Genomic DNA, 12938 nt, shown 5'->3' with positions numbered 1-12938 from the left:
TGCGTCACACATCTTGGTTGGTGCACCAGCCAGGTGTTCAATTCGAACAAAAAGTCTAAGGTCTCGGCTGGCATCCTCAACGGTATCTTGTGCGCAAAAATGGGCCTCAGTTATTCGGGCCAGGGAAGCGAATAAGATTTGACGTTAGTGAAGAACTTCATCGCTTCGATCACGCCTTCTTTGACGCCATTGCCGCTGTCCTTGATCCCTCCGAAGGGGGACATTTCGATCCTGTACCCGGGTTGTTCCCAGATATTGCAGGTTCCAACCTTCAACCCGTTGATGAACGCAATTGCTCGGTTCAGATCGTTTGTGCACACGCCAGCCGACAACCCGAACGAGGTCCCGTTTGAGATCGCCATGACCTGCGCATCGTCATCCGGCACCCGTACAATCGGCACGATGGGGCCAAAGGTCTCCTCCATCACCAACTCGCTGTCATGGGGTACCTTGTCGACGACGATAGGTGGCAATACTGCGCCATGACGACTGGGGTAATACAGAACCTCCGCGCCCTCTTCCGCTGCCATCAGGACGCGCTTTTCGAACAATTCAGCGGCTTGCTCGTGTATCACGCAACCCAATTGCGTTTGCGGGTCCTGCGGATCTCCAAACCGGATAGCTTTGGCTTTTTCCAGAACACGCGGCACGAATGCGTCCGCCACACTGTCCTGCACCAGAATGCGCTTGATCGCGGTGCAGCGCTGACCCGAATTGCCCGTTGCTCCCGCGACAGCGATGGCGGCAGCTTTGTCCAAGTCGGCGTCGCTCAGATCGTTCAGCACGATCAGTGGGTCATTACCGCCCAACTCCAGCGCCTGACGTTTGTAACCCGCTTTTGAGGCAATCATCTTGCCGACGGGCACCCCGCCGGTGAAAGTAATGATGTCGATATGCTCATTGGTTATCATCTCTTCCCCAATGTCCTGCGGCCAGCCGGTGACAACCTGGAACATCTCGGGTGGCAGCCCGGCCTCGTACAGGATGTCGGCCAACGTCAACGCGGTCAGCGGCGTCAGTTCGGTCGGCTTGCACACCATGCAGTTGTTTGTTGCGATCGAAGGCGCAATCTTGTGCGCGACCATGTTGAGAGGGTGGTTGAACGGTGTGATTGCGCTGATGGCGGTCACGGGCTCGCGCTTGGTGAAAATCTTTCGCGCCTTGCCATTGTGTGTCAGGTCGCAGGAAAAGACCTCGCCATCATCTTTCAGGGCCTCAGCCGCGGCGAACTGAAACACGTCTTGCGCACGCTTGGTTTCATAGATCGAATGCTGGTGACAAATGCCAAGCTCTAACGTCAACCATTTCGCAAGGTATTCGCGTTTTTCACCAATCAATGCACCCGCACGCCGCAAAATCTCACTACGGTCAAATCGGGTCAGGCTGGGCGTATAGTTCGCCGCAATTTCGAAGGCTTTGCGCGCATGTTCTGCGGTTCCGGCGGGGACCGTACCAACAACCTCATTGGTATACGGGTAGTGCACCGGGACAGTGGCATCGGTAAAGACGACCTTGCCACCGATGCGCATGCCTTCGTTGCGGATGTTGGATGTGTTCATCTTGCAGTCCATGGTTGTCTGATCCGGCGCGTATGCCAAGCCCAGATGACAGTTTTGCAAAACCAGTCAATTTGGTCGAATTCCAGAGCCTGCTCTTGTGTCAGTCCAGAAACCGGTGCTTTGGAACGCATATGATTCACCTCGGCATTTCTAACCTTCAGTAAGTTCGGAATCGTTCAAAGTTACGAATGAATCCAACACCCTTGGAAATCCGCGTTTCATTTTGTATTTTGGATACAAGTTTTCACCGACCGAGACCACTCTTATGCCACGAACCCGCGCGATTGCACGACAAAGCCTGCCAGATGTTATCACAAACGACCTGCGCGAACGTATTCTCAGCGGCGAGATGGCCGAAGGCGAAACGATCCGGCAAGAAGCTCTGGCCGAGGACTACGACGTCTCACGCATGCCGATCCGCGAAGCGCTCAAACGATTGGATGCCGAGGGGCTGGTTCAGCTGACCAACAATCGCGGTGCATCGGTCACCTCGCATTCTCTTTCCGAGATCGGAGAGATTTTCGACCTGCGGGTGCTTTTGGAAGTCGATGTGTTCAGACGCGCAATTCCTCAAATGACCGAAGCGGATTTCGCCGCTTGTGAGCGGCTGCTGAATGAGATGGAAAAATCGTACGAAGCCTACGACGTGGGCCGTTGGGGCAGCCTGAATTATGAATATCACAAGGCCTTGTACGCGGCTGCGGATCGCGGACTGACCAATGAAATCCTGCAAAGGGTGAATCTGCAGTCCGATCGCTATGTTCGTATGCATCTGAGCGTGATGGAGCAGCGCGAACCAGCCAAGAAAGACCACCGGCAGTTGTTGTCGCTGGCTCGCAAAGGGCAAGTTGAGGCAGCCTGTGATTTGCTGACCAAACACATCCAGCGCACCAAGGAAGAGTTGCTGGCAATGGTTGTCAAAACACGGGGCGGCGAAGCTGGCTGAACCTTCCGCTAGTCCAATGGATGAAGGCATGCGACCTTGTGATCCGTGCCGCTCAGTTCTGGCGGGGCCGTGCGACACTCTTCGGTTGCAAGCCAGCAACGCTGTGCAAAAGCACACCCCTTGGGGATATTCATTGGCGACGGCAGCTCACCTTCCAGTTTGATCCGATCTTTTCGTGCATCGGGATCCGCCCGTGGGGTCGTTGACAGCAATGCTTTGGAATACGGGTGCCGAGGGGCAGCAAACAGCTTGTCCTTGGGCGCTTTTTCTACGGCGCGGCCCAGATACATTACGATCACATCATCGGCAAAGTGCTTCACGACCGATAGATCATGCGAGATAAACAAGTAAGCGAGGTTCAACCTCTCCTGCAATTCGACCAAAAGGTTCAGGATCTGCGACTGGATCGAGACATCCAGCGCTGAAACCGGCTCGTCCAGCACCAATACCTTCGGGTTCAGCATCAGGGCGCGAGCAATGGCGATACGCTGCCTCTGCCCGCCCGAAAACATGTGCGGATAGCGATCATAATGTTCCGGTCGCAGTCCCACCAGTTCAATCATCTCCCGCGCGCGGGCCTCGCGATCGGCTGCGGCCATGTCGCGGCGGTTGATAATCAAAGGTTCTTGCAGGATCTGACCGATCCGTTGTCGGGGATTGAGCGAGCCATAGGGGTCCTGAAACACGATCTGCACGGTCTCGCGCATTTCTGCCCATTTGGATGGAGTGATATCGACCCCGTCGATGGTGAGACTGCCCGAGGTTGGTTCCTCGATCATTGTCACCACCCGTGCCAACGTTGATTTCCCGCAGCCGGATTCCCCCACGATGGCCAGAGTCTTGCCCGGCTGCAGGTCGAAATCCACGCCAGACAGAGCCTTGACCGTTACCGGTTTCGAAAACAACCCGCCTTTGACGGTATAGAACCGGGCCAAGGCACTGGCCTGTACGATGGGGGCGGTCATACCAATTCTCCGGCGGTAATCTTTTCGACATGATGACAGCGGGCCTTGCCGAACTCTGCACCATGCGGCGTGGGCGGAGTGTTGCGGCACAGATCATCGGCGTGTTTGCATCGCGGGCTGAACAGACACCCTTTTGGCCGGTCGAACTGACCGGGCACGACACCGGGAATTGTAGGTAGCATCTTGGATGTAGCACGCTCGGGCAGCGCACTCAGCAAAGCGGATGTGTAAGGATGGCGCGGAGTGCGGAACAGATCGCCAACAGGCTGCTCCTCGACCTTCTGACCAGCATATTGGACCTGCACACGCTCGGCCGTTTCGGCAACGACGCCCATATCATGGGTAATCAGCACCAGCCCCATCCCCTGCTCATCCCGCAGTCGGATCAGCAAATCCAAAATTTGTGCCTGAATGGTGACGTCCAGAGCCGTCGTCGGCTCGTCCGCGATCAGCAGTTTGGGATTACAGGCAATCGCCATGGCAATCATCACACGCTGGTTCATCCCGCCCGACATCTGATGCGGAAAGGTGTTCAAGCGGCTTTCCGGTGCTGGGATACCGACTTGATCGAATAGTTCAATCGCGCGTTGGTGGCGGGCTTTGCGGTTCAGACCCAGATGGATGCGCAGCGCTTCCTTGATCTGAAAGCCGACTGTGAAACAGGGATTAAGCGACGACATCGGCTCTTGAAAGATCATGGCGATGTCCTTGCCGATGATCTTGCGCCGGTCGCGGGCCGAGATGCTGGTTAGGTCGATGCCCTCAAAACTCAGCTGATCGGCGGTAATCGTGGCGGTCCAGGGCAGCAAGCCCATTAGCGCCAGCATAGACACTGATTTGCCCGAGCCACTTTCACCGACGATGGCCATCAGCTCGCCCTTGTCGACGGACAGATCGACTCCGTCTACCGCGCGGAACTTGCCTGAAGCGGTTGCGAATTCGACGGTGAGGTTTCGGATATCCAAAAGGCTCATGTCATCAACTCCGCTTTAGCTTCGGGTCCAGCGCGTCGCGCAGACCGTCGCCCATCAGGTTGATGGCGAGCACCGTGACCAAAATGGCCAGACCAGGGAACGTCACAACCCACCAGGCGCGCAGGATGAATTCACGCGCCTCGGCCAGCATGGTGCCCCACTCAGGCGTCGGCGGCTGTGCACCCATGCCCAGGAAGCCAAGCGCTGCGGCGTCCAGAATGGCGGTTGAGAACGACAAAGCGGCCTGCACGATAATGGGGGCCAGACAATTCGGCAGCACCGTTTTGAACATCAGCCGGGCCTTGCCAGCACCGGCCACGCGGGCGGAAGTAACGTAATCCTTCTGCCGTTCTGCCAGCACTGAAGCACGGGTCAGGCGCACGTAATGTGGCTGGAAGACGATAGCGATGGCGATCATGGCGTTCGTCAGCGACGGGCCAAGAATGGCGACCAGAACCAAAGCCAAAAGAAGCGAAGGGAAGGACAGAATAATATCCATCACCCGCATGATCAGCGTGTCGACCCATTTGGGCGCGAACCCAGAGAGCAGGCCAATGATCACGCCGCCCGTCACGGCCACACAGACCACCACGATGCCGACAAAGAATGAATAGCGTGAGCCCATGATCAGCCGCGATAGCATGTCCCGCCCAAGAGGATCGGTACCCAAGGGGAAGGCCCAGCTTCCGCCCGCTTGCCACGCCGGAGGCTGCAGGATGTGGTCCCGGAATTGCTCGGTCGGGTCATAGGGAGCCAACAGGGGAGCAAAAGCCGCACACAGGACAAAGGCGGAAAACACATACAGACCGAAAACCGCACCACGGTTCTCGCTGAAGTAATACCAGAATTCACGCAATGCGCTGGGGCGATCTTCGGTTTTGGATGGAGTTGCAGACAATTCAGCCATCACCGCCTCCGAATTTTGGGGTTGATGATACCGTAGAGGACATCGACCAGTAGGTTCACCAGCATGACAATCACCGCGATCATCAACAGACCGCCCTGCACCACCGGGTAATCACGACGGAAGATACTGTCGACCATCCACTTGCCGATGCCGGGCCAACTAAAGATTGTCTCGGTCAGGATCGCGCCAGCCAGCAAAGTACCAACCGACAGGCCGATTACAGTAACCACCGGGATCAGTGCATTGCGCAGGGCATGCAGCCCGTTGATCCGCGCTGGGGCCAACCCCTTGGCACGGGCCGTACGGATGTAATCTTCGCCAAGAACCTCCAACATCGCCGAGCGTGTCTGGCGGGCAATGACAGCGAGGGGAATGGTACCCAGAACGATTGTCGGCAGGATTAGGTGGCGTATCGCCGATTTAAAGGCACCCTCCTGCCCCGAAAGCAAGCTATCGATGAGCATGAAGCCAGTGACGCTGGGAAAGTAGTACAGCAGGTCGATCCGGCCTGAGACCGGCGTCCAGCCCAAATTGCCTGAGAACACGATGATCAGCAGCAAAGCCCACCAGAAGATTGGCATGGAATAGCCCACAAGAGCCGAAGACATCAGCGCACGATCAAAGAACTTGCCTCGGTTTACGGCTGCGATCACGCCCGCTGGCAACCCTAATGCAACCGCAAAGATCATCGCGCAGATCGAAAGCTCTAGCGTGGCAGGGAATAGGGCAAAGAACTCGTCCCAAACCGGCTTCTTGGTGACAAAGCTCTCACCCAGATCACCGTGCAACACACCGGTCAGATAATCCCAGTATTGCTGCAGGATAGGTTTGTCGAAGCCCAGCTTTTCGACCATCTCCTGATAGCGTTCTTCGGTCATACCGCGTTCACCGGCCATCACGATGATCGGATCGCCCGGCAGCACCCGGATGAACATGAACGAAATCAGCGTCACGCCCAGAAATGTCGGAATGAACATGCCAAGGCGTGTAAGAAAATAGCCAAACATCAGCGGCCTATGATTGTCAGATCTTTTGGAAAGCTGGTTAGCGAGCGGCAACCATCGTCGGTCACCAAGACATCATCTTCAATCCGAACGCCGAAATTGTCCAGATCATAAAGACCCGGCTCATTCGTCCAGACCATGCCAGCACGGATGATCTGACCGTTTCCACGCATAATATACGGCGCTTCGTGCACATCACGACCCAAACCGTGCCCTGTCTTGGTACGGATACGGTCCGAATAAGGCGACGCTTCGAGAACTCCGGTCACGGCATCGTCGATATCATGAGCGGTTACACCGGGACGGCAAGCTTCGAAGCCAGCCAGATTGGCGCGCAGTACCGTGTCATAGACCGCCCTGCCCTCGTCCGAGACATCCTGAACGAAGAAGGTCCGCGTGATGTCGGCGGCAAACCCATTTTTGCGTGCCCCAAAGTCGAACAAAAGTGCTTCGCCCGCCTTGATTTGGTAATCCGCCCGCGCCTTACCATGCGGGCGCGCCGAGTTGTCCCCGGCCGCAACGATTGGCGAAAAGGCCAGTGAGGCTGCGCCTTCGGAAAAAAGCGCTTGAATCAACGCCTGTTCGATCTGTTTTTCCGTCTGGCCGACGCGCACATCCGCAATGACACGGTCCAGAGCGCGTTCCGAAACATCGATGGCTGCTTGCAAGGCGGCGATATCGTCGTCCGTCTTGATAATGCGCAGGCCCGAGATTTCGCGCTCGCCGTCCACGATGCGCAGATCTGGGATGGCGCGGGTAAAGGCTTTGAACACGAATACCCGCATCACCTGCCCCTCAACGGCTAGGGATTTTAGCGGTAAATGCTCGGCCAAAGCAGCGAATGCGCCGTCATATCCGGTCTGATCTAGCCAATCGAAAACCGCGCCATCGAAACCGACCAGATCCCATGATCCAAGTTCCAGATTGGGCACAATTGCTGCCGGGGCTCCCTGCGCCGGGATCACGACCACAAAGGGACGCTCGTGGCTCATGAAGGGTTTACCCAATGCGCGGGTGAAATTCGGGCCGGGCACCAGTGCCACGGCGTCTACTGACATGTCCTTTGCCAGCTGACGGTACTCGGACAAATCCGGCATGTGCGCCGACCTCCCAATATTGAAAACCGGAGCCGCCAATTGGGGCGGCTCCGATCAGTGAGTGGTGTTTTATTCGACGCTTACGCCGTAGAAGATGTGACCGCCCAAGGGATGAACCTTGTAGCCCTGCACCTCGTTACGCATTGGCATGTAGACAACTGAATGCGCGATGGTGGCCCATGGTGCCTGTTCTTTGAAGATGACCTGCGCCTGTTCGTACAGCTTGGCGCGCTCAGCCTGATCGGTTGACTGTTTGGCCTCAAGGATCAGGTCTTCAAACGGTTGGTGGCACCATTGTGCCCGGTTTGACGCTTCGCGACCGTCACAGCCCAGCAGTACCGCCAGGAAGTTGTCCGGATCGCCGTTGTCACCAGTCCAGCCCAGCAGAACCGCCCCATCCCGGTTCAAATCTTTCGAACGGGAAAGGTATTCGCCCCATTCATAGGAAACGATCTCGACATCCACGCCGATCTTGCCGAAATCCTCTTGGATCAGTTCAGCCATGCGACGCGCATTAGGGTTGTACGGGCGCTGCACCGGCATCGCCCAAACCTTCATCGACAGATCAGAGACACCTTCGGCTTCCAGCATCGCCTTGGCTGCTTCAGGGTCATAAGCGTCGTCCGTGATGGCATCGTTATATCCCCACATGGTCGGTGGGATCGGGTTTTTGGCAACCTGCCCCGAGCCTTGGAAGACAACGTCGATGATCGCGTTCTTGTCGATCGCCATGTTCAGCGCCTTGCGGACATTCGGATTGTCGAACGGCGCCATTGTGGTGTTGTAGGCAAGGTAACCGACATTCAGGCCCTCTTGCTCCATCATGTTGATGTCACCGTCATCCTGCATCGCCTGAATATCGGCGGGGTTCGGATAGGGCATGATGTGGCATTCGCCGGCCTTCAGCTTTTGATACCGAACCGAGGCATCCGGCGTGATCGCGAAGATTAGGTTTTCGACATCCGCTGGGTCTTTCCAATAATCGGCATTCTGGGCATAGCGGATCACTGCATCCTTCTGATAGGCCACGAACGAGAACGGGCCGGTACCGATGGGCGCTGTGTTCAGCTTCTCAGGCGTGCCGGCCGCCATCATCGCGTCGGCGTATTCAGCCGACAGGATCGACGCGAAATCCATCGCCATATTGGCCACGAACGGTGCTTCGGGTTTGGTCAAAGTGAATTTCACAGTGTAGTCGTCGACCTTTTCAATGGACTCGACCAAATCGGGCATGCCCATGCCCTTAAAATACTCCCAGGTTCCACCGGACACCTGGTTATACGGGTGGCCTTCGTCCTTCTGACGCATGAACGAAAAGATGACGTCATCCGCATTGAAATCGCGGGTTGGGGTGAATTCGTCGTTCGAATGGAACTTGACCCCCTGACGCAGCTTGAACGTGTATTCCAAACCGTCATCGCTGGCTTCGACGCTTTCGGCCAAACCGGGGATCACATTGGTTGTCCCGGTTTCAAACTCGAGCAGTCGGTTGTAGATCGGGTGCGAAGAGGCATCGAAGGTGGTCCCGGCTGTAAACAGCGCCGGATCGAAGCCTTCGGGTGAACCTTCCGAACAATACACCAATGTGCTGGCATGCGCGGCCGCGCTGGACAGGGCGATTGCCGCAGTTGCCGCCAAAAATCCAAGTTTCATGATTGTCTCCCAGAAATGTTTTAAATCGGCTTTCGCGTTGCTTTTGTTGGTCAAGCAATTCCAGACGACTCTCATCGTCGCGAAATCTGTGCTAGTTGTATCCAAAATACAAAATCCATTGTCAACTCAATTTGATACCAAACATGCCTGACCAGCGAAGAACACGCGTTGGCCGGGTTCGGCGATGGAATGGAACACTTACACTGGTTGTCACCCTATCTGACGCAAAAGCAGCTGTTTGACGCAGAAGCCCGCGCACGACAGACCGAAGCCCAGATCAATGCTCAGCGCATCTCGGGCCTGCGCAACCAGGTCGCAGGTTTGAATGAACAGCGGCGCGCGGCTCAGAACCAGATCGACATCACTCAGGTCGAGCTGTCGAACCTGCAATCCCTGCTGGATAAGGGCTTAGTGGCGGCCACGCGTGTCAGCGCGCGTCAGATCGAACTGGAGCGTCTGGGTGGCGTCGACGCGTCGTTGCGCACTCAAATCGCGCAAGCTGAAGATCAGGTTCAGGAATTGCAATTGTCCCTGCTTAGCCAGCAAAAGCTGCGCGATGAAGTTATCGCCGGAGAACTTGCGATCGTGGATGCGCAGCTTGATCTGATCCGATCGAAATACACTGGCGCAGCAGAGCGGTTGAAGCGGACGCAAGTGCTGGCCCCGGCCAGTGGTCGCGTTGTCAACTTGGGTATCTCGACCAAGGGTGGCGTCATTCGCCCCGGAGAGGCGATCATGGATATCGTCCCCGCCAATCAGGCACTGATCGTCGAAGCGCGGATCAAAACCGGAGATATCGACAAGCTGCAGATCGGGCAATCCACGCGCATTCGCCTGTCCGCCTTCGCTCAGGCTGACGTGCCCGAGGCCAGCGGACAGATATTCGACATCTCCGCCGACGCATTGGAGGACGAGCGCACCGGAGAGGCGTACTACAAGGCGCGGGTAAAGCTGGATGCGGATCAACCAACCGAAGTCGCCGCCCTTGATCTGGTCCCGGGCATGCCTGCAGATCTGTTCGTGAATACGGGCGAGCGTGCCGTGATCAGCTATCTGTCACAACCAATCAGCGACCGGCTGGCAAAGACCTTTATCGAGTGACTGGTTAAGCCCGCATCCGGGATGCCGGGTGCGGGTTGTTTTTCGCTTTATTTGGAACCTACCGACTTAAGCACCGTACCGGGCCATGAACATCTCAACCGCCTGTAGCGCGATTTCGTCGATCTCGGCCTTGGAAAAGCTCTTTTGAATTCCGATGGCTGCACGTGTCCAGATCCGAACCTTGCACAACTCACTGAATTGCTCCGCCGCCAATTGAAGGTCGTCGATGGCAAGCTCACCTTTGTTGACCGCTTTCTCCAGATACTCGACCATCTTGTGCTGACCGTTCTGCGGTCCGGCCTCATAGAATGTCTGGCCCAGCTCAGGGAATCTGTCGCGCTCAGCGATGCAGATGCGAAACATCTGTTGTGAAAAGTCCGAGACCAGAAAGGCCGTCAGTTCCCTCGCAGCAATTGTCAGAACTTCGCGGGCCGGTTTGCAGTCGTCAACCATCGCAACGACGTTTTCTGCCATCCGTTTGCATTCAACTTGGGCCACTTCCATGAACAACAGGCGCTTGTCCGGAAAATAGCTGTAAAGCGTGGCTTTCGACACCCCGGCTGTTCGCGCGATGTCGTCAACGCTTGCACCTTCAAAACCGTCCGCCATGAAAACCTCTCGGGCTCCGCGCAGGACCTGATCAAATTTTCGGCCTGTACGCAGGATGGCGGCTGCTTCGGTCATGGGCTCTCCTTAGTTCATATGGGTGTCGAATGTATAAACCGTTCAGTTCAGATACAACGATTCGCATAGTTTCTGGGCCAGAGGCAATTGTTTAGGCAACTGGAACGGGTTTTAGGCCGCAAGCCAAACCTGTGCGCGGACAATGCTTGCAGCTTGCTAAATCCATGATACGAAGTTCCTCATGGTCGATATCTTCCTGCGCACGCTGCCCTTTTTCGCGATCATCGGCCTGGGATACTGGGCCGGTCGCAGTCGTTTTTTCACCGAAGAGGCGACGGCCTATCTGACCAAATTCGTTTTCTATTTCGCGCTGTCGGCCATGCTGTTTCGCTTTGCCGCCACCCTGCCCTTTGCCGAGATTTTCAATGCAAGGCTTGTTCTGGGGTACCTGATCGGCACCGCGGCTGTGTACAGCCTGGCCACTCTGGTTGCATGGATACGGCGGCTTGATATCCCAACCGCTGCGGTCGAGGCGCAATGCGCGGCGATCGGCAATGTCGGTTTTTTAGGGCTGCCCATGTTGGCGCTGCTGTTTACCGAGGCTGCCATCGGGCCGGTCATGCTGGTTCTGACCGTTGATCTGGTCGTGTTCTCGTCATTGATTGTCATACTGATCAACGGCGGGCGTGATGGGCGACTGACCCCCGCGACTTTCCGGCTGATCGGGATCGGGCTGCTCAAGAACCCGATGATCGTTTCGATCTCAGCTGGTCTTCTCTGGTCCGCCTGTCAAATCCCCGTCCCTACGCCACTGAACGATTTCCTGAGCATTCTGGGCGGCGCGGCCACACCCGGCGCCCTGTTCGCTATCGGAGCGTCGCTGGCCAGCAAATCGGCCGAGCGCGTCCATATCGCGGGCTGGCTTAGTTTTTGTAAACTCGTCATCCACCCTGCCTGCGTTGCAATCGTTCTTCTGTGGGTTCTTCCCGTTGCTGCATTTCCTGCATCAGTGGCCATCGCTGCTGCGGCGTTGCCAGTTGCAGGCAATGTCTACATGCTGGCCGCGCATTACGGCGTTGCACCGCACCGTGCATCTGCTGCGATCCTGCTGTCCACGGCCGCAAGTATTCTGACCGTGCCTTTGGTGATTGCCTGGGTCGGAACACCCTGACGCAGCTCTTGTGAAAAATGTCGTGCGGCAGGCACTCAGGCTTTACGTATCGCCCTTGTGGCTATAGCCATGGCGCAAACCTAACGTAAGGACAAAACCAGATGGATACCCTTTCGGAAAATGCATGTTTCGGAGGCGTCCAGGGCGTCTACCGCCACACCTCGTCCGCCTGCCAGTGCGACATGACCTTTGGTCTTTTCCTGCCGGCCGAGGCCAAGGATGGTCCGGTCCCGGTTCTGTGGTATTTGTCGGGCCTGACCTGCACCCATGAAAACGCCATGACAAAGGCAGGCGCGCAGGCGTGGGCAGCCGAGCAAGGCATCGCCGTTGTATTCCCGGACACCTCTCCGCGCGGTGAAGGTGTTGCCGACCACGAGGACTACGATCTGGGTCAGGGTGCCGGATTCTATGTGAACGCAACCCAAGAGCCTTGGGCTCCGCATTTCAATATGTGGGATTATGTTGCCGAGGAACTTCCTGCTTTCCTGATCGAAAACTTCCCGATCGATGGCGACCGCCAGGCCATCACCGGCCACTCGATGGGCGGTCACGGTGCGTTGACATTGGCCATGAACCTGCCGGGACGCTTTCGGTCGGTTTCCGCCTTTGCGCCTATCTCGAACCCGACCGGCGCAGACTGGGGTCGTAAACAACTAAGCGCATATCTGGGCGGCGATCAGTCACGTTGGGATAAACACGACTCTTCTGTGATGATGAGGGAAAAGGGCTTCGATGGTCCAGTACTGATCGACACGGGTGCCAACGACCAATTCATCGACCTGCTGCGCCCAGAAACTCTGGCGCAGGCGATTGCCGAACGTCGCCAGCAGGCAACCTTCCGCCTGCAGCCGGGCTATGACCATTCATACTTTTTTGTGTCGACCTTCATGGAAGACCACATCACATTCCACGCCGAGGCGCTGTACGGAGACTAAGG

The 12938-nt window shown here is 56.6% G+C and carries 12 protein-coding genes; 4 read left to right on the top strand and 8 right to left on the bottom strand.

The features are described 5' to 3' along the window. Window positions 1-110: 110 nt before the first annotated feature. Window positions 111-1559, bottom strand: coding sequence for a phosphonoacetaldehyde dehydrogenase (gene phnY / locus GOV53_RS05990; protein WP_170464737.1), 1449 nt, complete (start codon window positions 1557-1559; stop codon window positions 111-113). A gap of 265 nt (window positions 1560-1824) precedes the next feature. Between phnY and GOV53_RS05985 the strand changes: the two genes are divergently transcribed. Further along, window positions 1825-2505, top strand: a complete 681-nt coding sequence (locus GOV53_RS05985; RefSeq protein ID WP_170464736.1) for a GntR family transcriptional regulator — start codon at window positions 1825-1827, stop codon at window positions 2503-2505. Between the two features lie 8 nt (window positions 2506-2513). Here the strand turns inward: GOV53_RS05985 and GOV53_RS05980 are convergent, their stop codons facing one another. The 6 genes from GOV53_RS05980 to GOV53_RS05955 all read right to left on the bottom strand — a co-directional run bounded on the left by GOV53_RS05980 (window position 2514) and on the right by GOV53_RS05955 (window position 9105). Continuing rightward, the gene (locus GOV53_RS05980) at window positions 2514-3470 is read right to left on the bottom strand and encodes an ABC transporter ATP-binding protein (RefSeq protein ID WP_170464735.1); all 957 of its coding nucleotides are present in this window, start codon (window positions 3468-3470) and stop codon (window positions 2514-2516) included. Further along, window positions 3467-4444 (bottom strand): ABC transporter ATP-binding protein, encoded by a 978-nt coding sequence (locus GOV53_RS05975; protein WP_170464734.1) that lies wholly within the window; start codon window positions 4442-4444, stop codon window positions 3467-3469. Before GOV53_RS05975 ends, GOV53_RS05980 begins: the two co-directional genes overlap by 4 nt. Window positions 4445-4448: 4 nt before the next feature. After that, window positions 4449-5351, bottom strand: coding sequence for an ABC transporter permease subunit (locus GOV53_RS05970; protein ID WP_170464733.1), 903 nt, complete (start codon window positions 5349-5351; stop codon window positions 4449-4451). Then, complete coding sequence (locus tag GOV53_RS05965) at window positions 5351-6358, bottom strand: ABC transporter permease subunit (RefSeq protein ID WP_170464732.1); 1008 nt, start codon at window positions 6356-6358, stop codon at window positions 5351-5353. The genes GOV53_RS05970 and GOV53_RS05965 overlap by 1 nt, the downstream gene beginning before the upstream one ends. Next, window positions 6358-7452: a M24 family metallopeptidase gene (locus GOV53_RS05960; RefSeq protein WP_170464731.1), complete on the bottom strand. Its 1095-nt coding sequence runs from the start codon at window positions 7450-7452 to the stop codon at window positions 6358-6360. Before GOV53_RS05960 ends, GOV53_RS05965 begins: the two co-directional genes overlap by 1 nt. A 69-nt stretch (window positions 7453-7521) precedes the next feature. Next, window positions 7522-9105 carry an ABC transporter substrate-binding protein gene (locus GOV53_RS05955; RefSeq protein WP_170423482.1) on the bottom strand — a complete coding sequence of 528 codons (1584 nt, stop codon included), beginning with the start codon at window positions 9103-9105 and terminating at the stop codon, window positions 7522-7524. Window positions 9106-9294: 189 nt separating this feature from the next. Here GOV53_RS05955 and GOV53_RS05950 point away from each other — a divergent pair, with 189 nt between their 5' ends. Beyond that, window positions 9295-10206 carry an HlyD family type I secretion periplasmic adaptor subunit gene (locus GOV53_RS05950; protein WP_170464730.1) on the top strand — a complete coding sequence of 304 codons (912 nt, stop codon included), beginning with the start codon at window positions 9295-9297 and terminating at the stop codon, window positions 10204-10206. Between the two features lie 66 nt (window positions 10207-10272). Here the strand turns inward: GOV53_RS05950 and GOV53_RS05945 are convergent, their stop codons facing one another. After that, window positions 10273-10890 carry a TetR/AcrR family transcriptional regulator gene (locus tag GOV53_RS05945; protein ID WP_170464729.1) on the bottom strand — a complete coding sequence of 206 codons (618 nt, stop codon included), beginning with the start codon at window positions 10888-10890 and terminating at the stop codon, window positions 10273-10275. A gap of 181 nt (window positions 10891-11071) precedes the next feature. Here GOV53_RS05945 and GOV53_RS05940 point away from each other — a divergent pair, with 181 nt between their 5' ends. Continuing rightward, the gene (locus GOV53_RS05940) at window positions 11072-12001 is read left to right on the top strand and encodes an AEC family transporter (RefSeq protein ID WP_170464728.1); all 930 of its coding nucleotides are present in this window, start codon (window positions 11072-11074) and stop codon (window positions 11999-12001) included. Window positions 12002-12102: 101 nt separating this feature from the next. Further along, complete coding sequence (gene fghA / locus GOV53_RS05935; RefSeq protein ID WP_170464727.1) at window positions 12103-12936, top strand: S-formylglutathione hydrolase; 834 nt, start codon at window positions 12103-12105, stop codon at window positions 12934-12936. Window positions 12937-12938 lie beyond the last annotated feature (2 nt).

Origin of the sequence: Ruegeria arenilitoris, from assembly GCF_013035315.1 — a bacterium.
GTDB classification, from domain to species: Bacteria; Pseudomonadota; Alphaproteobacteria; order Rhodobacterales; family Rhodobacteraceae; genus Ruegeria; species Ruegeria arenilitoris_D.
Note: the sequence above shows the minus strand (reverse complement) of the source record. Positions and strands in the feature narration are given on the sequence as shown.